Source organism: Pseudoalteromonas sp. SR45-1 (genome assembly GCF_014163655.1).
Taxonomy (GTDB): domain Bacteria; phylum Pseudomonadota; class Gammaproteobacteria; order Enterobacterales; family Alteromonadaceae; genus Pseudoalteromonas; species Pseudoalteromonas distincta.
On record NZ_JACJDR010000013.1, the window covers coordinates 1 to 19,433 of the forward strand.

A 19,433-nucleotide genomic window follows, 5' to 3' on the forward strand; every position below is an offset into this window, starting at 1 on the left:
GCCTGGTGATAACATCAAGATGACAGTAACTCTAATCGCACCAATCGCGATGGATGAAGGTCTTCGTTTTGCTATCCGTGAAGGTGGTCGTACTGTAGGTGCTGGTGTTGTAGCAACTATCGTAGAGTAATAATTAACTTTAAAGTTAATTGTTAGAAAAAGGTCACTCAGGTGGCCTTTTTTAATGTCTGAAGAAAAGTGTCATATGAAGGTGGTGCTCTTACCTTAGGCGTAGGTACTTTGTAGCAACAGTCAAAGAGTAATAATTAACTTTTAAGTTAATTGTTAGAAAAAGGTCACTCAGGTGGCCTTTTTTAATGCCTGAAGAAAAGTGATTTGCTCCTAGGTATAGAATTATTGCCGAGCTTGGGTTGAGTTTTGCGAAGCCTGAGGGGGAAATAGCACCGAAGATAACTATGCTGGTAAATATAAAAAAGCACGGCTAGGCCGCGCTTATATTGAGTTAGCTCTTGGTCTTTTAGCCAATTACTAATATATGATAAAAGCTTTAGTGTTTCTTCGCATACTCTTGCGCTTGTTTTAAAACTCTTAATAAATTGCCACTTAAAATCTTTTTAATATCTTTGTCGCTGTAATCTCTATCCATTAAACCTTGGACAAGATTTGGGTAGCTAGATACATCTTTTAAGCCGATAGGTAATGAATCGCCAACTCCATCATAATCAGAGCCAATACCTACATAATCAATACCAATTAGCTCAACTACGTGATCAATATGGTCAAGTACTTGCTCAAGACTTGCAAATGGATACGGATTTTTAGCACGGTACGCAGCATCAAAATCTTTACTTAACTTAGTGCCTTCTTTTTTAGCTGACTCTTTTGTACTTTTTAATTGCTTGCCCCAACTACCTGCTTTAGCGGTAACAAAGCTTGATCCAAAGTTGATTTGAATAACGCCGCCATTTTCTTTCAGCGCTAATAGCATATCGTCATTCATATTACGCTCAAAGCCAGGCGTGTATTTACGAAGTGATGAGTGAGAGGCAATTACTGGTGTTTTAGAAAGATCCATAACCTGATAAAACGCATCATCAGAAATATGCGATACGTCAATTAGCATGCCTATATTATTCATTTCAGTGACAAGCTTTTTACCAAATGGGCTTAAGCCTTTCCATTTACGGCGTATATCGTAAGACGAATCCGAAATATGGTTGCTTTGCGAGTGCGCTAGCGTGATGTAACGAATGCCACGGTCGTAAAAGTGTTGAAGGTTTTTCATATCACCTTCGATTGGAGAGCCATTTTCCATACCCATGGCTATAGACAGCTTACCTTGTTTAAATTGCTCTTCAATATCAGTACTTGAGCTCGCAATAGCAAACTTATCGGGTGCGCGCTGGACTATGGCTTCCATACTATCAATCATTTGATTGGCTAGCTGGTAGCTTTTTCCTTTACCTTCAAATTCCAAATGCGCAGGAATATAAATCGACATAAATGGGGCGTTTAAACCGCCTTTTACAGCGCGAGGATAGTCAAAATCGCCATCACTAGTTGCTTTGGTTACATCAACCCAGCTTTCGTGAATTCGATAAGGTACGTCAATATGGGTATCAATTAAAATGGTATCTTTAGCGAGTTTAATTGCCTTATCAGATGCTGTTATTGTTTGTTCTGCTTGGGCTTGGCTAGTTAAAGCTAGTGATATGGCTACCACTAGAGTGCTGAGTTTTATCATGTTTTGGCTCTTTGGGTAAAAAGCCATTGTGTACGTTCAATTCAAAAGTTACAAGTACTACGCCTTAATCAAACGACTGTGCTTGATGCTCTTCACTTTGCAGCGCTTTAAATTCGCCTTTTGAAATTATAGTTACAGACTCGTGTAATTCTGAGAAAAACACCATCGCTTCGCCATTTTTAAGCTGCAGCTTTACTTGGCTTACTTTAGATTCGATGCTTGCCTCTACTTCACCATAATCGGTACCTTCGCGTAATACGTAGCTTTCGATTAAGTTATAAAGAGTGTCTTGATCGAGTTGTTCAAAAGGGATAATCATTACTACTTGTTACTCGCTTTATTTGATACGTGCTGGCTAAAATAATGAGGGACGGCTTTTTCTAACCAAAATATAGGTTTAAACGGATTTTTACCGCTAATAAAACCAACATGCCCGCCCTTGTCAGAGATGCGCAGCGTAACATGCTCACTTACGTCTTGCCTACTCGGTACGGCTTTAATTGAGAGCATAGGGTCGTCTTTGGAATGAATAATAAGTGTGGGTACAGCGATATCTTTCAAATACGGCATAGCACTGGCTTTACGGTAGTAATCGTGTGCGTTTTCAAAACCATGTAGAGGGGCTGTTAACTGATTATCAAACTCTAATAAATCGTCAATTTTCATTAACTGTTTTGGCGTTAATGAAATTTGCTGCTTAATTTGTGGCAGCTTTCGCTGCATTGATTTTTTCATCCGATCGAGCAGATATTTTTGGTAAATTTTACCTAAGCTTTTACGAATAACATCGCTCGATGACGACAAATCATAAGGAGCAGATACCACCGCTGCTGCACTTAATGGGCATTTTTCGCGTTCTTCACCTAAGTATTTGGCAAGTACATTACCGCCCAATGAAAAACCAACAGCGACCATAGTGCGCTTAGGAAATTGCAGCTTTAAGTGATTTATAAAAAAAGCTAAATCGGCGGTGTCACCGCTGTGATAAGCACGTGGTAGGCGATTTACTTCGGTTGAGCAATTTCTAAAGTGCATAAGCACAACTGCATAACCTTGTTTTTTTAATGCCTTCATCATGCCTTTGGCATAAAAGCTATTTATATTGCCCTCAAGGCCATGTAAAACAACAGCAAGTGGTGCGGTTTCATTATGTGGAAGTGACCATGCAAGCTCAATAAAGTCACCATCAGGTGTATCAAGTTGCTCAAGTTCGTAGGACGTATTGTGAAATGGGCGGAAAAAACGCGGCATTATGGTCTGAACGTGACGATTGGTCATCCACCATGCTGGTTTGAACTGAGAGATCATGTTTGTACTACGCACTTTGTATTAAACGAAAAGCTAGTGTATCAAATTTTTCGCTTCAGAAAATAAAAAGCGCCTAACTAGTAAACTAATAAGGCGCTTTAGTGCGTCGTGCTTAATTTTGTTCGGGAATTTCTGCGTCATGTATTTTTTTCAAAAAGAAAAAAGCAAAAAAGATACACAAAGAAACAACGATGGTTAAAAACCCAAAAGACATAAATAAAACTGGATCTGTAAAAAAGTCTCTAAAGAATACGTTCATGAGTTGCTCCCCTCGTTGTTGATGGGTTAATCATAAGCGGTGTTTGCAGGTCGCAACGTGATCGAGATCAAGTTATTTTTCTAAGCAGCTGTAGGAGTGACGCTAAGTTGATTTAGATCATGTTTTAAGGGTTGGTAAGTTATTACCACTGAGAGCTAAGAGAGTTTTTCACTTTACCTAAAAGCGTAGCGCTTTAAACTTTTTTGAGTAAACCACTTAAAGATTTTTTGCACAAAGAGAAAAAAATGAGAAGTAAATGAGGGTAGAGCTATAAACTACTTGAGCCAAATAACTGCTCAATATTTATATTTTTACCTGGATAATCTAATTTTTATCTTCTTTAAAATCGCAGTACTTCTTAACCTTTTTGTGAATAAAGTACTTAAAGATTTTTTGCACAAAGAGAAAAAAATGAGAAGTAAATGAGGGGAGAGCAATAAACTACTTGAGCCAAATAACTGCTCAATATTTATATTTTTACCTGGATAATTTAGTTTATTTTCCTCTAAAAGCGAAGCGCCTCTTAACCTCTTTGTGAGTAAATTACTTGAAGGTTTTTTGCACAAAGAAAATAAGAAGTGGAGGAGGGTATAAAAACTAATATCCTAAGTGGCTTTCACATATAGCTCAATGTTGTTTGGCTCTGAAAGTTTGACTAATTCAAGCTGATTTACTGTTTCAATCAACATATGTTGCTGTTGTTTTTCAAGCTTCAGCTCAGCGCTTAGCAACTCTGCACGTATTGTGGCGTAATCACTTATCGCATTCTGGTTAGCTTTTAAATAGCTACGAGCGGCGCGCATAGGTTGTAATGCGTGAGTATCAAACTCACTAATTGCGTCTATTAACTCATTTAACTGTTGGGTATTAACACTTAAATTTAATGAATCTAAATAAAGCAGTAATAAGCATAAATTAACGTTTTTTCCTTGCTGGTTTTGTAGTGCCAGCAAGGTTGTTTGTTGATCAGGCTTTGCGTACAAAGTGCACGCAAATTGCCAAAAATGGTCGCTATTGAGCAAGTTCATCGGCGAATGCCTGCTCTTTTTCTTCCATTTCTTCAAGTGCCATAAGTAACTCTTCTTCAACGTCGTTAAGTTTAGGTGTAAGGGTTGCTTGCTTGGCTAATAACTCTTTAAGCTTGGCTTTGTTGTCGTCGTTGTAGAGTTCGTTATCACCTAAGGTCACTTCCACTTCACTTAACTCGGCGGTGAATTTATCGAGTTGCTTTTCAAGCTTTTCAATTTGCTTTTTAAGTGGCTGAGTGGCCTTTCTAAACTCAGCCTCTAGGCGTTTTTGCTCTTTACGGTTAACACCTGGATTTGCTTTAGGCTCGTCGCTTTGCTGCGCTTTAACCGCTTCTTTATTGGCATTGAGTAACCACTGGTAATACGCATCTAAGTCGTAACCAAACTGGGTTACTTTGCCGTCATCTACTAAGTAAAACTCATCGGCAGTATTTTTAAGCATATGGCGGTCGTGTGATACGGTAACCATAGCGCCTTCAAAGCCTTGTAGTGCCATAACAAGTGCATGGCGCATTTCTAAATCAAGGTGGTTTGTAGGCTCATCAAGTAGTAATAAGTTTGGCTTTTGGTATACCAACATGGCAAGTACTAAACGTGCTTTTTCGCCGCCCGAAAATGGGGCTACGGGCTCAAGGGCTTTATCGCCAATAAAGGCAAAACCACCTAAAAAGTCACGTAGTGATTGCTCAGTGGCTTTTGGGTCGAGGCGTTGTAAGTGCATTATTGCACTGGCTTTTAAATCAAGAGATTCAAGTTGATGCTGCGCAAAGTAACCAATATTTAATCCGTGATGCTGAACAACTTCGCCCGCTTGCGGCTCTAAATCACCAGAAAGCAGTTTAATTAACGTTGATTTACCTGCGCCATTTCGACCAAGTAAAGCAATTCGGCTGCCTGGTACAAGGTTTAGCTCTATATTATTTAAAATAGTGACGTCACCATAACCCGCTTTGGCTTTATCTATTGTCATTAGTGGGTTTGGTAATGCTTTTGGCTCTGCAAACTCAAAGTTAAACGGCGAGTCGGCATGTGCCGGCGCTAGTTTTTCCATGCGTTCAAGCGCTTTCACACGGCTTTGTGCTTGTTTAGCTTTACTGGCTTTTGCTTTAAAGCGCGTTATAAACTGCTCAAGGTGAGCAATTTGATCTTGTTGCTTATCAAACATTGCTTGTTGTTGTAGTAAGCGCTCTGCTTTTTGGCGCTCAAACTGCGAGTAGTTACCTTTGTACACGTTAATAAGTTGCTTATCTACATGCCAAATTTGATCAACCACCGCATCTAAAAACTCACGGTCATGAGATATAAGTACAAGGGTGCCGGTATAAGCACGCAAAAAGCGTTCAAGCCAATAAACGGCATCTAAATCAAGGTGGTTTGTTGGCTCATCGAGTAATAGTAAATCGGCGTCGCGTATTAATGCTTGGGCAAGGTTTAAACGCATACGCCAACCACCAGAGAACGAGCTTACTGGATTTTCTATTAGGTTATTAGCAAAGCCTAAGCCGTGTAATAGCTCACCTGCGGTTGATTCAATGCTATAGCCTTTAATGTTTTCAAGCTGAATATGTACTTTAGCTTGTGTGTCGCCATCGTTGTTTTTCTCGGCCTCACGCAGTGCTATACGCATTGCGTAGTATTCTGGGTGGCCTTGAAGTACATAATCAATCGCGCTTATTTCAAGGGCAGGTGTCTCTTGCTTAACAGAGGCGATAGACCAATCTTTTGGAATGCTGCAGTTACCGGCATCTAGTTGTAGTTCTGATTTTAGTAAACCAAATAACGTTGATTTTCCACAGCCATTAGCGCCAACAAGGCCTACTTTGTGTTCTGGGAATAACGTAGCTGATGCGTTTTTTAATAAGGCTTTACCGCCACGAAGTAGTTCTATTTCTGAGATTTGGATCATGAATGCGTTACTTTGCTGTGCCCTTGTTAAGTTGGCGCTATCATAACATAGAACTTAATGCTCTTATCAAGCGTATCAACAAGTGAAGTTATACGATAAAATGACAGCAGTTCAAACCACAGGAAAAATGTTGTGAGACAAAAGAAGCGATTTATTGCTGGTGCATCGTGCCCTGACTGCAAAGCCATGGATACTATGATGCTATACAGAGAACATGATGTTGAAAAAGTAGAGTGTGTTGAGTGTGGTCATAAAATGGCGCAACCCGATAACGCTGTTCAGGCGTCTACTCGCCAATTTGAACAAGTAATTGGTGTGTTTAAACCGGGCGACTAACCCGGTTTTTTATTGCCTAATTTTTACCGGTTTTAGTAATGCGGTGGAGGTGGCTCAGGTACTTCAGACATCATAGACGATGATGACTGCGACTCTTTAATTTTCTCTGCTAGCAGCTCGGTTTGGCGTTTCATTTTTGCTAACAGCTGTTGGTGCACTTTTATTTCATCATTTAAGACTTCAATCGTTTCGTCTTGAAAAGCCACTTTGGCTTCAAGTTCCATTAAGCGATGTTCAATTGTGTTCATTATTCTCTCGTATAATAAATCGCTCTGCGATCCCGCTGGAGCTTTCGGTTAACAACGACTTTCCGTTATCTGTAAATGTCACATCTAGCACCACCGCCGATTTAGGCTTACTGCCTTCGCGCGGGGTAACCTGCCAAGTTTGAATTTTTTCACCGCTTGGTATTTGCCACAAATCTACGCGCTTATTTGGCGAGCCGGTTGCAAGCAAAGTGCCTTGTTCGTTAAAACGCACAGCAGTAAAAATTTTCTGACGCGCAATATACTTCAGTTTACTCACAAGATCACCTGTAGTCAGCTTCCATACATTTGCTTGTGCCATACTATCGGCCGTAAACGCATAGCGACCTTGTGGATCGAGCGTCACTTGGGTAACACGCGTTGGGTGATTAAAACGATGAATTACTTGTCCTGTACGTGTATCCCAAAAGTAAGCAACATAATCGTTAGAGCCACTTAAGGCAAAGCGTCCGTTAGGTGACAGGTCAACGGTGTTAACTTTATCTTGATGACCTAAAAACTCAATACGACGCCCAGTTTCTAGGTTTACAAATACGACAACGCCGTCGCTACGGCCGTATAAAACACTACGGCCTTGATTGCTAATAGCAATATCGCGAATACTGGCTTTTTGTATTTTGTAATAACCTTTATTTTTGCCTGTGGCTATATCCCACACAGCAAACGTGGTTTTTTCGGCGGTAACAGCCACGCTGTTATCAAAAGCAATGGCAACAGCGTACACTAGGCTGTCTTGTGACTGCTGCTGAAACCATTGGTATTTTAGCACCTGCTGTTGATTATCCCACAGGGCGACCCCATGGTTGATAGAGGAGATCAAACTGTATTTACCATCGTTTGAAACTGTTGATGAAAACGCACCTTGTGCAGCATGTTCGTAACTTGCTACAGCGTGTTGTTTTTTATCGGTACAGGCGATGGCTAAAAAACAGCTAAATACGATTAAAAAAGTACGAAATATCGACATATTACAGGTATTTCCCCTTAACTCTTAGTGACTGAGAGGTTAGACTAGGACGCGTTAAATGCCTAGGTTGTTTGTCTAATCACTGGATATGTTTTTAGTTTAGCTAACAATATGGAATTTAGTCATTAAACAAGCAGCCTATCATGTGGGCCGTTAATCTTTCACTAGTAATAATACATTAAAATGACAACTGCAAAGTGTGTCGGAGATTTAAAATGAAAAAGACGATTAGATTGTCATTGATTGCAGCGTCAGTTTTAGCGCTTACAGCTTGTAATCAAGAAGCAAAAAAAGAACAAGCTGAAGTTAAATTAGACACTGTAGAACAGCAACAAGCATACGGTATTGGTGCATCTGTAGGTAACTTTTTAAATAAAGACCTAGCAGACAAAACAGAAATTGGTATTGAACTAGACCAAGCACTTTTAATTCGTGGTTTTGAAGATGCGCTTGCTGGCAATGCAAAAATTGACGAAGAAAAAATTCGCGAAGTATTAACTGCACTAGATACATCAGTACGTACTAAGCAAGAAGAAAAAGCTAAAGTAGAGTCTGAAAAAAGTAAAGAAGCAGGCGCTAAATACCTAGCTGACAACGCTAAAAAAGAAGGCGTTACAGTAACTGAGTCGGGTCTACAGTACGAAGTACTTAGCGAAGGCGATGGCGAAAAGCCAGTGGCAACTGATGTAGTTAAAGTACACTATAAAGGGACTTTATTAGACGGTACTGAGTTTGATAGCTCATATGCGCGTAACGAACCGACAACTTTCCCTCTTAACCGCGTAATTGCGGGTTGGACTGAAGGTTTACAACTTATGTCAGTGGGTTCTAAGTACAAGTTCACTATTCCTTCAGAACTTGCTTACGGTGACCGTGACTTAGGTAAGATTCCAGCTAATTCAACACTTGTATTTGAAGTTGAATTACTTGAAATTCAAAATGAAGAAGCACCAGCACAATAATAAGCTTATTGTGTAAATGCAAAAAGGGACCTTAGGTCCCTTTTTTAATATGCGTAAGTAACGTATTAATTCGTGTGATTAGAAAACAAGTTATCAATAAGCTCATCTTCAAGTGCAAAACGAGCTTCTAATGCCTCACCAATAACAGATAAGTCATTATCAAAATCTTTCAATAAGTCTTCTTTGTCTACTTCTGCGTACTTATCATTAAAATCTAACGCCACATCGGTTGTGCTAGAAATACGCGGGTAAATAGAGTTTGCAAGCTCTTGGCTTTGTAAGCCCTTTTTTTCGCATGCTTTTGCTATATCGTCATATACTTCAAAATGGCCTGCAGATAGGTAATCCATTAAAAGCTGGCAAAATGATTCAATTAGTTTTGGCTCTGGCAATGCTTGATCTTGCTTTTCGTACGGCGTAAAGCCTGCAATTTTGCAGTAAAGTACAATAAGTTCTTGGCGTTCGTTTAGCCATTTATCAATTACTGTGTGGCTACCACCCCATTTCTGTTGAGCTTTTTCTACACGCGTCAGCATAACTGTTCTCCTAGCTGGGTTGGTTTTTAATTTAAAATAATAAGTTTATGTACATCAAGATATATTTAATTTGCGCGTATATCAACAAGTAAAGTTGAGCTACTTTGAGGGTTGTACCTTTTTATATAAACCGAGGCGAGGGATTTTATTTTAGGCAAGAAAAAACCACCAGTTACGGTGGTCTAATTTCTTTCAGTGACTTGTTATAACAAGCTTTCTTATTTTTATGAGATGATTTTTATTGTTATTATTTTAAAACATTTATTTTTATTGTTTTAAGATTTTTATTATTGTTTTTGTTAACGCGGGACAAACAATAACAAGGTTTTTGTAATGTTGCAAACATATTAATAAAAAGTTTTAAATGTTATTTGTTTTTGTTTGTTTTATAGTCAAAATGGATTAAAAAACTCTATTCTATTGATCTACCTCTAGGTAAAGCTGTTTTCGTCCCTAAGCAATAGAGGGTCGGAGAATATGGTGGTACAATCTTGCACAATTTATACAAGTCTTAGGATCATTTACGCCATGAGCGAATTAAAAAACGACCGTTATTTACGTGCACTTGCAAAACAACCTGTTGATGTAACTCCGGTATGGATGATGCGCCAAGCAGGACGCTATTTACCAGAGTATCGCGCTACACGTGCACAAGCGGGCGATTTTATGAGCCTGTGCCGTAATGCTGAGCTTGCATGTGAAGTAACACTGCAGCCACTACGTCGCTACCCGTTAGATGCCGCTATATTATTTAGTGATATTTTAACGATTCCAGATGCGATGGGTTTAGGTCTTTACTTTGAAACTGGCGAAGGCCCTAAGTTCGAACGTCCTATTTCATCTCTTGCTGATGTTAAAAAAATTCCAAAGTTAGACCCTACAGACGAGCTTGGCTACGTAATGAACGCAGTAAGCACTATTCGTCGTGAGCTTAAAGGCGAAGTACCGCTTATTGGTTTTTCTGGTTCACCTTGGACGCTAGCAACTTATATGGTTGAAGGCGGTAGCAGCAAAGTATTTGGTAAAATCAAAAAAATGGCGTTTGCAGAGCCGCAAACACTTCATTTATTACTCGATAAGTTAGCTGATTCAGTTATTGATTACTTAAATGCTCAAATTAAAGCTGGCGCGCAATCGCTAATGGTATTTGACTCATGGGGCGGTGTATTAAGCCCGCGCGATTACAACGAATTTTCATTACAATACATGCATAAAATTGTAGATGGCTTAATTCGTGAGTACGACGGTCGTAAAGTACCGGTTACTTTGTTCACTAAAAATGGTGGTCAATGGATTGAAGCTATTGCAGCAACAGGCTGTGATGCAATCGGTCTTGATTGGACTATTAATATTAGCGACGCTAAGCGCCGTGTGGGTGATAAAGTAGCTCTACAAGGTAATATGGACCCATCTATGTTACACGGTACACCAGAGCGTATTCGCCAAGAAGTAGGCACTATTTTAGAAGACTTTGGTACAGGCAATGGCCACGTGTTTAACTTAGGCCACGGTATTACACCAGATGTAGACCCTGAAAATGCTGGCGTATTCATTAATGCAGTACATGAGCTAAGTGCTAAGTACCATAAGTAATAGTCACTTAAACAAGCTTTAAAACTGTTTAAAAGTAAAAAACCCGCTAAGTTGCGGGTTTTTTGTTACCTATTTATAAAGGCTTTTAAAACTACTTATTTAAATAAGCGATTTAAGCCATTTAATGCCGCAACACGGTAGGCTTCAGCCATGGTTGGGTAGTTAAATGTGGTATTTACAAAGTAGTCGATATTATTGCCACCATTTTTTTGTTCCATAATAGCTTGGCCAATGTGAACAATTTCAGAGGCACGTTCGCCAAAACAATGTACTCCAAGTACTTCTTTGGTTTCGGTGTGGAATAATATTTTTAAACTACCTACTTCAGTACCAGCAATTTGCGCGCGAGCCAAATGCTTAAACTGAGCACGGCCTACTTCATACGGTACTTTAGCGGCTGTAAGCTCTTGCTCGGTTTTACCTACTGAGCTCATTTCTGGAATGGTATAAATACCAGCCGGAATATCAACAATCAGCCTGTCATCGCAGTTACCACATGCAATTGCATCAGCAGCTATACGACCTTGGTCAAACGCAGCACTTGCAAGGCTTGGGTAGCCTATTACATCACCTACAGCGTAAACGTTATCAATTTCTGTTTGGTATGTTTCGTTAACTTTTAATTGGCCACGGCTATCGGCTTTTAAACCAATGGCTTCAAGGTTTAATGTATCTGTGTTACCAGTACGGCCATTAGCAAATAAAATACAGTCAGCTTTTACGCGTTTGCCTGATTTTAAATGCATAATGACGCAGTCGTCACGCGTCTCAATTCGGTCAAACTCTTCGTTATGGCGAATAACAATACCGCTATTCCAAAAGTGATAGCTAAGTGCGTCAGATATTTCTGCATCCATAAAAGCAAGTAGTCGATCGCGTGTATTAACCAAATCAACTTTAGCGCCTAAACCTTTAAATATTGACGCGTACTCACAACCAATTACACCTGCACCATAAATCAGTACACGATGAGGGTCATGCTCAAGGCCAAGTATTGTGTCACTTTCGTAAATACGAGAATGCGTAAAATCTACCTCTGGTGGGCGATAAGGGCGTGAACCCGTTGCAATAACAATCGTTTTAGCAGTCAGTCGCTCAGTTGAACCATCATTTCGTTTTACTTCAATTGTGTGCTTATCTACAAAGCTCGCATCACCTTGAAACATATGAATGCGGTTACGATCGTAAAAGCTACTACGTAAATTAGATTGCTTAGAAATAACAGAACTTGCGTGACGTAAAATATCAGGAAATGTTAAGCGGCTAGGGCGCTCACCAACATTAAATAACGGATTTGCTTTGTATTCAATATAGCGGCTAACAGAGTGGCGAAGCGCTTTTGAAGGAATTGTTCCCCAATGTACACAACCGCCACCAACTGATTCTTGGCGTTCAATAACCGCTACTTTTTTATCGTTTTTTGAAAGGTTCATGGCGGTACCTTCACCGCCAGGACCCGTGCCAATAATTATTGCATCATATTGGTATGTCACGGGTACTTTTTTTTGTTCTGGTTGTTTGGCCACAGCCACTCCTAAATTAATTAAAAGAGGCTTTTAATAACCTCGCATTAAGTGCTAGCCATGCCTGTTTTTGATTTTCCCAGGCGGCTTCCAACTCATGGTATTGTGCCATTAATGCTGAGCGTTCACACTGCTTTGCCATGTTATTTTTTTTAACTTCTAACACTTGTTTTTGTAGTGAACAATAATTTTGCAGTTTTTTCAGCAGTAAATCGTACTCTTGTTGTAATAATGTAATCTTATCTTGTGCTAAAGGCAATTTTGCAAGGCGCGTTTGCGTTTTGCTCATGAGCGTTTCGGCCTTCGCTTTTTCGATACGTTCAACAGGAGTACGCTTTAATTTATTGGCTAAACCTACAGCTGCTAAAGAGCGGATCATCCATTTTGTTGGGTCGTAATGAAACCATTTAATACCGTTACGGTAGTCGCTTGCAAAAATATGGTGGAAGTTATGGTACCCCTCACCGTATGTAAATAACGCTAAAAAGCCGTTATCACGTGCCGTATTTTTTTCGGTGTATGGGCGAGAGCCCCAAATATGTGCAACTGAGTTTATAAAAAAGGTAAAGTGTTGACTCATTACTAAGCGTAGTAAACCAGCAAGAATTAACATCCCCCACACATCACCAACCAATAAACCAAGTGCTAGAGGCAAGCCTACGTTCATAGCAATCACAAGCTTTAAGTAATGTTTGTGTTGCCACATAACTATTTTATTGCGCTGTAAATCACGACAATTACTATAATCACCGTAGCTATCGCCTTGGTAGTCACGTAACATCCATCCAATGTGGCTATACCAAAAACCATTGGTCGCCGCGTAAGGGTCTTTTATTGGGTCGTCAACTTGACCGTGATGTATACGGTGATCGCTACTCCAATGCAATGCACTGTTTTGCAGCGCAAAAGCACCGCCAAGCGCAAAAATAAATTCAACTGCAGGGTGTGCGTTATAGGTTTTATGTGCCCATAATCGATGGTAGCCGGCAGTAATTGATAAGCCTGCATAAAACATGCAGCCTACAAAAGCAATCCAATGCGCGCTGGTAAATCCGTAGCTAATGGCGTACCAAGGTACAAGTGTGGCAGCCGCCAAAAAGGTTAGGCTAAAAAATAGGACGTTTGTCCAAATAATCGGTGGTTTATTCATAATTCTCAATCTCAGCGTACAACTGTAAGCTAAAATAGTATTTCAAACTCTTGTCGTCAAGTATTAGACTGGACAATTGAGCTAATATCACTAAATATTCATATAAAATAATTCAGGGAGCTGTTGATGTCGGGTGTTAGAGCACAACAGAAACAAAAAACACGACAGGCGTTAATTCAAGCGGCATTTAATCAGCTGAGTGCTGATCATAGTTTTTCGAATTTAAGTTTACGCGAAGTAGCACGAGAAGCCGGTATTGCCCCAACGTCTTTTTATCGTCATTTTAAAGACATGGATGAGCTAGGTTTAACCATGGTAGACGAAGCCGGTTTAACCCTTCGCCAACTAATGCGTCAAGCTCGCAGACGAATAGCAAACGATGGCGGCAGTGTTATAAATACCTCAGTGGTTACTTTTATGGAGTTTATTGATAACTCAAGTAACCAATTTAGGTTGTTGCTGCGAGAACGATCTGGGACTTCTAAAGCATTTAGAGCCGCTGTAGCCCGCGAGGTAAAGCATTTTATTTTAGAGTTGGCTCACTATCTAGAAAGCGAAACTAAGTGCAACGCTATGCATGCCTATATTCAGGCGGAATCTATGGTAACGCTCGTATTTAATGCGGGTGCAGAAGCGCTCGATATAGAAGGATTGCAACGCGACGAATTAATTGAGCGCGTTATTTGGCAGCTGCGTTATATTACTCGTGGAGCCGGACATTACGTAAGAGAAACGAGTAAAGAAGCATAGCTTAAAAAAATTGTAAAAAGTTAATATAAGCACGGTATATTGCAGTGCTTATTAATTTAAGCGTCACTAGTCATGTATTTGTTATTTTAATTCTTAATAGGTGTCTTGGTTGAATTAAAAAACCCAATTGAATCGTTTTTAAATCTGTTTTGTGGAATTTTTATGCTTGCTTCCGTCGCTTTGTAATGTTAAAAATAGGCTTCACTGAACACACACACAAGAAAACAAGATGCATATTATTCGTTTAATTACACTAAAACTTAACCTCTTACTGCTATGGTCAGTGAGCGGGGATTAGTGTGTTTGCATCGAGTTGAACACTAAAAACCCCGCAATTGCGGGGTTTTTTTTATCTCGCGGCTGGGATTAATTGAAATTTGGGTAACATAGGAATGAGGGGCAGTTATGCAAGAGCAAGATAAAGTATGGATTTTTGATACCACCTTACGTGATGGTGAGCAGGCACTTAAAGCAAGCCTTACTGAAGATGATAAAATTCAATTAGCGCATACAATTAGCCGCTTGAATGTGGATGTGATGGAAGTGGGTTTTCCGGTTTCGAGCCCTGCTGATTTTCGCTCGGTGCAACGTATTGCAACCGAAGTAAAAGGCCCGATTATTTGTGGTTTGGCACGCTCTGTTGCTAAAGACATTGAAGCCTGTGGCGAAGCACTTCGCACAGCTCAGCAAAGCCGTATTCATACTTTTATTGCTACAAGCCCTTTGCACCTTGAACATAAATTACGTATGAGCCTAGATGATGCAACGGCAATGGCTGTTAAATCAATTAAATTGGCGCGTAACTATACTGATGATGTTGAATTTTCGTGTGAAGATGCCGGTCGTACGCCGCATTGGGATTTATGTAAAATTGTTGAACAGGCAATTAACGCCGGTGCCTCTACTATTAACTTGCCAGATACCGTTGGTTTTGTAACGCCAGATGAGTACGCCGCGATGATCCGCCATTTAATGAATAACGTGCCAAATATTGATAAAGCGCGTTTAAGTGTGCATTGCCACAACGATTTAGGTTTAGCAGTAGCAAACTCTGTGGCCGCTGTACAAGCGGGTGCACGCCAAATTGAGTGTACTATCAATGGCATTGGTGAGCGGGCTGGTAACTGCTCGCTTGAAGAAGTGGCAATGATCATGAAAATGCGCAAAGACCATTTAAAAGTATACACAGATATTAAAAGTGAAGAAATTTACCGCGCATCTCGTCAAGTGGCTAAAATTTGTAATATGCCAGTACAACCAAATAAAGCGATTGTTGGCGAAAACGCCTTTGCGCATAGTTCTGGCATTCACCAAGACGGTGTATTAAAAGCGCAAAATACTTATGAGATTATGTCGCCAGAAAGCGTGGGTGTGCCAAGTAACCAATTAAATATGACTTCGCGTTCGGGTCGTCATGTTATTGAGCATCGCCTAGAAGAGTTAGGCTATCAAAAATCTGATTACGATATGGATGGCTTATATAAAAGCTTTATTGAGTTGGCTGACCAAAAAGGCACAGTATACGATTACGACCTTGAGGCGATGATTTACTTTAATCAAATTAACGACAAAGACGAAAAATACCAATTAGAATTTGTTAACTCAGCCTCTAACTCACAATCGGTAGCAAGCTCTACGATTGGAATGCGAATTGATGGCGAAGCTAAACAAGAAGCCGCGACAGGTAATGGCCCAGTTGAAGCTTCGTTTGCAGCCATTGAGCGCTTAACCGGTATGAGCGTTGAAATGATTGAATATAATTTAGAAGCGACAGGTCAAGGTGCAAGCTCATTAGGCCAAGTAAATATTATAGCTAAATACGATGGCCGACCTTACCACGGTGCGGGCATTGCAGCGGATGTGGTTGAAGCGTCGGTACGCGCCATGATCCGTGTTTATAACTTAATTTATCGTGCACAAAAAGTGTCTGATTTAAAACAACAAAGGAAAGCAGGATGAGTAAAACAAACTACAGCGTTGCCGTATTAGCTGGCGACGGTATTGGTCCAGAAGTGATGGCAGCAGCAGAACAAGTACTTGATGCTGTGAGCAATAAGTTTGGTTTTACCCTGAACCGTGAGCATTATGCAATTGGTGGCGCAGCAATTGATGAATTTGGTAAAGCATTACCAGAGAGCACACTTGCAGCGTGTGAAAACGCTGATGCTATTTTATTTGGTTCGGTAGGCGGTCCTAAATGGGAAAACCTACCACCAAACGAGCAGCCTGAGCGCGCATCGTTATTGCCGCTTCGTAAGCACTTTGGTTTGTTTTGTAACCTGCGCCCTGCACAGTTATTACCTGCATTAAGTGCAGCGTCACCACTTCGCGCTGATATTAGCGAAAAAGGTTTTGATATTTTATGTGTGCGCGAGCTAACCGGCGGCATTTATTTTGGCGAAAAAGGCCGTAGCGGCGAAGGCGCTGAAGAAGCTGCTTTTGATACGCAAACATACTCGCGTAAAGAAATTGAACGTATTGCTCGTTTTGCTTTTGAAGCTGCAAAATTACGTAGTAACCATGTTACCTCTGTTGATAAAGCAAACGTACTTGCATCAAGCGTATTATGGCGCGAAGTAGTCACCGAAGTAAGCAAAGACTACCCAGAAGTAAGCCTAGATTACATTTACGTAGATAACGCCGCTATGCAGTTAGTTAAACAGCCTAGCCAATTTGACGTACTACTTTGCGATAACTTATTTGGCGATATTTTGTCAGATGAGTGCGCGATGATCACAGGCTCAATGGGCTTATTACCTTCGGCAAGCTTGAATCAATCGGGTTTTGGATTGTACGAGCCAGCAGGCGGTTCAGCACCAGATATTGCAGGTAAAGGCGTTGCAAACCCAATAGCACAAATTTTAAGTGCCGCATTAATGTTACGTTACTCGCTAGGGCAAGACGAAGCTGCGCGCACCATTGAAAAAGCCGTAGCAGAAGCCGTTGAAGCAGGTGTAGGCACGCCAGATATATATCCAAATGCCGGTTACAGCACAAGCGATGTGGCAGCCGCTATCGTTTCACGCATTTAATAACATATTAAAGTTGCAGCACCGTTATGCTGCAACTCAAACAGATTAGGGAATTAGCAAGTGGCCCAAACGTTATACGACAAAATTTGGCAAGCACATACCGTTGCCAGCATAAATGAGCAAACCGACTTACTTTATATTGACCGCCATTTAGTGCATGAAGTTACTTCTCCGCAGGCTTTTGCAGGTCTACGTGAAAAAAACCGTACTGTACGTTGCCCAGAAAAAACCTTTGCAACGATGGATCATAACGTATCGACTAAGAGCCGATCACTTGATGCCGCAAGCGAAGTATCTAAAAATCAATTAATGGCGCTTGATAAAAACTGTAAAGAGTTTGGTATTGTACTTTACGATTTAAACTCAATTAACCAAGGCATTGTGCACGTAATGGGCCCAGAGCAAGGTATTACTTTGCCAGGCACAACCATTGTATGTGGCGATAGCCATACTTCTACGCATGGTGCGTTTGGCGCATTAGCGCATGGTATTGGTACGTCTGAGGTTGAGCACGTATTAGCAACGCAAACGCTACAGCAAAAAAAGGCGAAATCGTTAAAAATTCAAATTAACGGTGTATTGCGTCCAACAGTTACGGCTAAAGATTTAATTATGGCGGTAATTGGCAAGTTAGGTACTGCTGGTGGCACAGGCTATGTAGCAGAGTTTTGTGGTGCAGGCATTGAAGCGCTTTCAATGGAAGCCCGTATGACGCTATGTAATATGAGCATAGAAATGGGTGCAAAAGCGGGTTTAATTGCATCTGACCAAATTACTTATGATTATTTAAAAGGTCGTCCGTTTGCACCTAAAGGCGCAGATTTTGATGCAGCCGTTGAATATTGGGAAACCTTAAAAACAGACGAAGGCGCACACTTTGATTTAGTTGTTGAGCTAAATGCTGACGACATTCAGCCACAAATTACCTGGGGCACAAGCCCAGAGCAAGTAATTGGTGTTGATGAGTGCATACCCGATCCAGATAAAGAGCCAGATTTAATTAAAGCCGATGCCATTCGCAGCGCACTTAAATACATGGGCTTAAAAGCGGGCGATAAATTATCAAGCGCAAAAGTAGACACGGTATTTATTGGCTCATGTACTAATAGCCGTATTGAAGACTTACGCGCAGCTGCAAAAATTGTTGAAGGCAAGCATGTTGTTGCTGGTATTGAGGCATTAATTGTACCGGGCTCTGGCTTAGTTAAAAAACAAGCTGAAGACGAAGGCTTAGCCGATATTTTTAAAGCCGCAGGCTTTGAATGGCGCGAACCAGGTTGTTCTATGTGTTTAGCGATGAACGATGACCGCCTAGAAGCAGGCAAGCGTTGTGCATCTACTTCTAATCGTAACTTTGAAGGTCGCCAAGGTCGTGGCGGGCGTACCCATTTAGTTAGTCCTGCAATGGCGGCAGCCGCTGCAATACATGGTCACTTTGTTGATATTAGAGGAGAAGCATAATGAGCGTATTTTTTAGTGGCTTAATGGCTCCACTTGATAAAAACAATGTAGATACTGACCAAATTATTCCTAAGCAGTTTTTAACATCAACTAGCCGCGAAGGTTTTGATGCTGCCTTGTTTTATGATTGGCGTTACCTAGATAACGGTGAGCCAAACCCTGACTTTATTTTAAATCGCCTATGCTACCAAGGCGCGCAAATATTATTAACGCGCGACAACTTTGGTTGTGGCTCATCTCGTGAGCATGCTCCTTGGGCGCTTAAACAATATGGTTTTGAAGTTATTTTAGCTGAAAGCTTTGCTGATATTTTTTTTAATAACTGTGGTAATAACCAAATGTTAGCCATTGCGTTACCTGCCGACACGCTTGAGCAATTGTTTGTACTTAGCGAGCAGCACGACGATATTAACATTGAAATCGACCTTGAAAATCAAACATTAACAAGCAGTAAGTTTGCGCCAATTAGTTTTGATATTCGTAAAGACGTAAAAGAGCGCCTATTAAGTGGCTTAGATTTTATTGGTGTAACCGAAACACTAAACCCACAGATTGATGCGTTTGAAAAACAACTAGCAGCTAAGCGCCCTTGGCAGTAATTGTTTAATCTGTATATAGTAAAATCACGTATTGAAAAGCACGGCAATTGCC

Annotated in this window: 18 protein-coding genes and 1 pseudogene; 9 read left to right on the forward strand and 10 right to left on the reverse strand. The window is 40.6% G+C overall.

The genetic code is table 11. The features are described 5' to 3' along the window. A pseudogene (locus H5089_RS13770) lies at positions 1-130 on the forward strand (elongation factor Tu); the annotation flags it as partial. A 378-nt stretch (positions 131-508) separates the two neighbouring features. Here H5089_RS13770 and H5089_RS13775 read toward each other — a convergent pair. From H5089_RS13775 to H5089_RS13795, 5 genes are all read right to left on the reverse strand, one after another. Further along, entirely contained in the window at positions 509-1,705 is a 1,197-nt protein-coding gene (locus tag H5089_RS13775) for a dipeptidase (RefSeq protein ID WP_182712450.1), read from the reverse strand. A gap of 64 nt (positions 1,706-1,769) precedes the next feature. Beyond that, positions 1,770-2,024, reverse strand: coding sequence for a YheU family protein (locus tag H5089_RS13780; RefSeq protein ID WP_004335925.1), 255 nt, complete (start codon positions 2,022-2,024; stop codon positions 1,770-1,772). 2 nt (positions 2,025-2,026) lie between these two features. Then, positions 2,027-3,013: a hydrolase gene (locus tag H5089_RS13785; RefSeq protein ID WP_024606596.1), complete on the reverse strand. Its 987-nt coding sequence runs from the start codon at positions 3,011-3,013 to the stop codon at positions 2,027-2,029. A gap of 864 nt (positions 3,014-3,877) precedes the next feature. Next, complete coding sequence (locus H5089_RS13790; RefSeq protein WP_182712451.1) at positions 3,878-4,300, reverse strand: TIGR02444 family protein; 423 nt, start codon at positions 4,298-4,300, stop codon at positions 3,878-3,880. Continuing rightward, the gene (locus tag H5089_RS13795) at positions 4,284-6,206 is read right to left on the reverse strand and encodes an ATP-binding cassette domain-containing protein (protein WP_008165349.1); all 1,923 of its coding nucleotides are present in this window, start codon (positions 6,204-6,206) and stop codon (positions 4,284-4,286) included. The genes H5089_RS13790 and H5089_RS13795 overlap by 17 nt, the downstream gene beginning before the upstream one ends. Positions 6,207-6,338: 132 nt before the next feature. Between H5089_RS13795 and H5089_RS13800 the strand changes: the two genes are divergently transcribed. Beyond that, positions 6,339-6,542, forward strand: coding sequence for a YheV family putative zinc ribbon protein (locus tag H5089_RS13800; protein ID WP_007378899.1), 204 nt, complete (start codon positions 6,339-6,341; stop codon positions 6,540-6,542). Positions 6,543-6,574: 32 nt separating this feature from the next. Here H5089_RS13800 and H5089_RS13805 read toward each other — a convergent pair whose 3' ends face one another. Continuing rightward, a complete protein-coding gene (locus H5089_RS13805) occupies positions 6,575-6,790 on the reverse strand; it encodes a SlyX family protein (RefSeq protein ID WP_004335946.1) in 216 nt (71 codons plus the stop codon). After that, on the reverse strand, positions 6,777-7,775 hold the full coding sequence (locus tag H5089_RS13810) for a WD40 repeat domain-containing protein (RefSeq protein ID WP_182671845.1): 999 nt from the start codon (positions 7,773-7,775) through the stop codon (positions 6,777-6,779). Before H5089_RS13810 ends, H5089_RS13805 begins: the two co-directional genes overlap by 14 nt. A 215-nt stretch (positions 7,776-7,990) precedes the next feature. Between H5089_RS13810 and fkpA the strand changes: the two genes are divergently transcribed. After that, the gene (gene fkpA / locus H5089_RS13815) at positions 7,991-8,737 is read left to right on the forward strand and encodes an FKBP-type peptidyl-prolyl cis-trans isomerase (protein WP_004335950.1); all 747 of its coding nucleotides are present in this window, start codon (positions 7,991-7,993) and stop codon (positions 8,735-8,737) included. A 65-nt stretch (positions 8,738-8,802) separates the two neighbouring features. Here fkpA and rsd read toward each other — a convergent pair whose 3' ends face one another. Next, positions 8,803-9,273, reverse strand: a complete 471-nt coding sequence (rsd, locus tag H5089_RS13820; protein ID WP_138489928.1) for a sigma D regulator — start codon at positions 9,271-9,273, stop codon at positions 8,803-8,805. A gap of 528 nt (positions 9,274-9,801) precedes the next feature. Between rsd and hemE the strand changes: the two genes are divergently transcribed. Then, positions 9,802-10,866 (forward strand): uroporphyrinogen decarboxylase, encoded by a 1,065-nt coding sequence (gene hemE / locus H5089_RS13825; RefSeq protein WP_002961084.1) that lies wholly within the window; start codon positions 9,802-9,804, stop codon positions 10,864-10,866. A gap of 95 nt (positions 10,867-10,961) precedes the next feature. Here the strand turns inward: hemE and sthA are convergent, their stop codons facing one another. Both sthA and H5089_RS13835 read right to left on the reverse strand, forming a co-directional pair. Then, positions 10,962-12,392, reverse strand: a complete 1,431-nt coding sequence (gene sthA, locus H5089_RS13830; protein WP_007378904.1) for a Si-specific NAD(P)(+) transhydrogenase — start codon at positions 12,390-12,392, stop codon at positions 10,962-10,964. Between the two features lie 13 nt (positions 12,393-12,405). Further along, entirely contained in the window at positions 12,406-13,539 is a 1,134-nt protein-coding gene (locus H5089_RS13835; protein ID WP_182712452.1) for a fatty acid desaturase, read from the reverse strand. A 126-nt stretch (positions 13,540-13,665) separates the two neighbouring features. Here H5089_RS13835 and fabR point away from each other — a divergent pair, with 126 nt between their 5' ends. From fabR to leuD, 5 genes are all read left to right on the forward strand, one after another. Further along, entirely contained in the window at positions 13,666-14,289 is a 624-nt protein-coding gene (fabR, locus tag H5089_RS13840; RefSeq protein ID WP_002961087.1) for an HTH-type transcriptional repressor FabR, read from the forward strand. Between the two features lie 405 nt (positions 14,290-14,694). Beyond that, on the forward strand, positions 14,695-16,248 hold the full coding sequence (gene leuA, locus H5089_RS13845) for a 2-isopropylmalate synthase (protein WP_002961090.1): 1,554 nt from the start codon (positions 14,695-14,697) through the stop codon (positions 16,246-16,248). Then, on the forward strand, positions 16,245-17,321 hold the full coding sequence (gene leuB / locus H5089_RS13850) for a 3-isopropylmalate dehydrogenase (RefSeq protein ID WP_002961092.1): 1,077 nt from the start codon (positions 16,245-16,247) through the stop codon (positions 17,319-17,321). The genes leuA and leuB overlap by 4 nt, the downstream gene beginning before the upstream one ends. 60 nt (positions 17,322-17,381) lie before the next feature. Next, the gene (gene leuC, locus H5089_RS13855) at positions 17,382-18,782 is read left to right on the forward strand and encodes a 3-isopropylmalate dehydratase large subunit (RefSeq protein ID WP_182712453.1); all 1,401 of its coding nucleotides are present in this window, start codon (positions 17,382-17,384) and stop codon (positions 18,780-18,782) included. Next, a complete protein-coding gene (gene leuD, locus H5089_RS13860) occupies positions 18,782-19,381 on the forward strand; it encodes a 3-isopropylmalate dehydratase small subunit (protein ID WP_182712454.1) in 600 nt (199 codons plus the stop codon). Before leuC ends, leuD begins: the two co-directional genes overlap by 1 nt. Positions 19,382-19,433: the final 52 nt, after the last annotated feature.

What these genes read in the sequence shown, in the direction of transcription:
- H5089_RS13775 (WP_182712450.1), bottom strand. Translation starts at nt 1,705, where the DNA reads ATGATAAAACTCAGCACTCTAGTGGTAGCCATATCACTAGCTTTAACT.
- H5089_RS13780 (WP_004335925.1), bottom strand. Translation starts at nt 2,024, where the DNA reads ATGATTATCCCTTTTGAACAACTCGATCAAGACACTCTTTATAACTTA.
- H5089_RS13785 (WP_024606596.1), bottom strand. Translation starts at nt 3,013, where the DNA reads ATGATCTCTCAGTTCAAACCAGCATGGTGGATGACCAATCGTCACGTT.
- H5089_RS13790 (WP_182712451.1), bottom strand. Translation starts at nt 4,300, where the DNA reads ATGAACTTGCTCAATAGCGACCATTTTTGGCAATTTGCGTGCACTTTG.
- H5089_RS13795 (WP_008165349.1), bottom strand. Translation starts at nt 6,206, where the DNA reads ATGATCCAAATCTCAGAAATAGAACTACTTCGTGGCGGTAAAGCCTTA.
- H5089_RS13805 (WP_004335946.1), bottom strand. Translation starts at nt 6,790, where the DNA reads ATGAACACAATTGAACATCGCTTAATGGAACTTGAAGCCAAAGTGGCT.
- H5089_RS13810 (WP_182671845.1), bottom strand. Translation starts at nt 7,775, where the DNA reads ATGTCGATATTTCGTACTTTTTTAATCGTATTTAGCTGTTTTTTAGCC.
- fkpA (WP_004335950.1), top strand. Translation starts at nt 7,991, where the DNA reads ATGAAAAAGACGATTAGATTGTCATTGATTGCAGCGTCAGTTTTAGCG.
- rsd (WP_138489928.1), bottom strand. Translation starts at nt 9,273, where the DNA reads ATGCTGACGCGTGTAGAAAAAGCTCAACAGAAATGGGGTGGTAGCCAC.
- hemE (WP_002961084.1), top strand. Translation starts at nt 9,802, where the DNA reads ATGAGCGAATTAAAAAACGACCGTTATTTACGTGCACTTGCAAAACAA.
- H5089_RS13835 (WP_182712452.1), bottom strand. Translation starts at nt 13,539, where the DNA reads ATGAATAAACCACCGATTATTTGGACAAACGTCCTATTTTTTAGCCTA.
- fabR (WP_002961087.1), top strand. Translation starts at nt 13,666, where the DNA reads ATGTCGGGTGTTAGAGCACAACAGAAACAAAAAACACGACAGGCGTTA.
- leuA (WP_002961090.1), top strand. Translation starts at nt 14,695, where the DNA reads ATGCAAGAGCAAGATAAAGTATGGATTTTTGATACCACCTTACGTGAT.
- leuB (WP_002961092.1), top strand. Translation starts at nt 16,245, where the DNA reads ATGAGTAAAACAAACTACAGCGTTGCCGTATTAGCTGGCGACGGTATT.
- leuD (WP_182712454.1), top strand. Translation starts at nt 18,782, where the DNA reads ATGAGCGTATTTTTTAGTGGCTTAATGGCTCCACTTGATAAAAACAAT.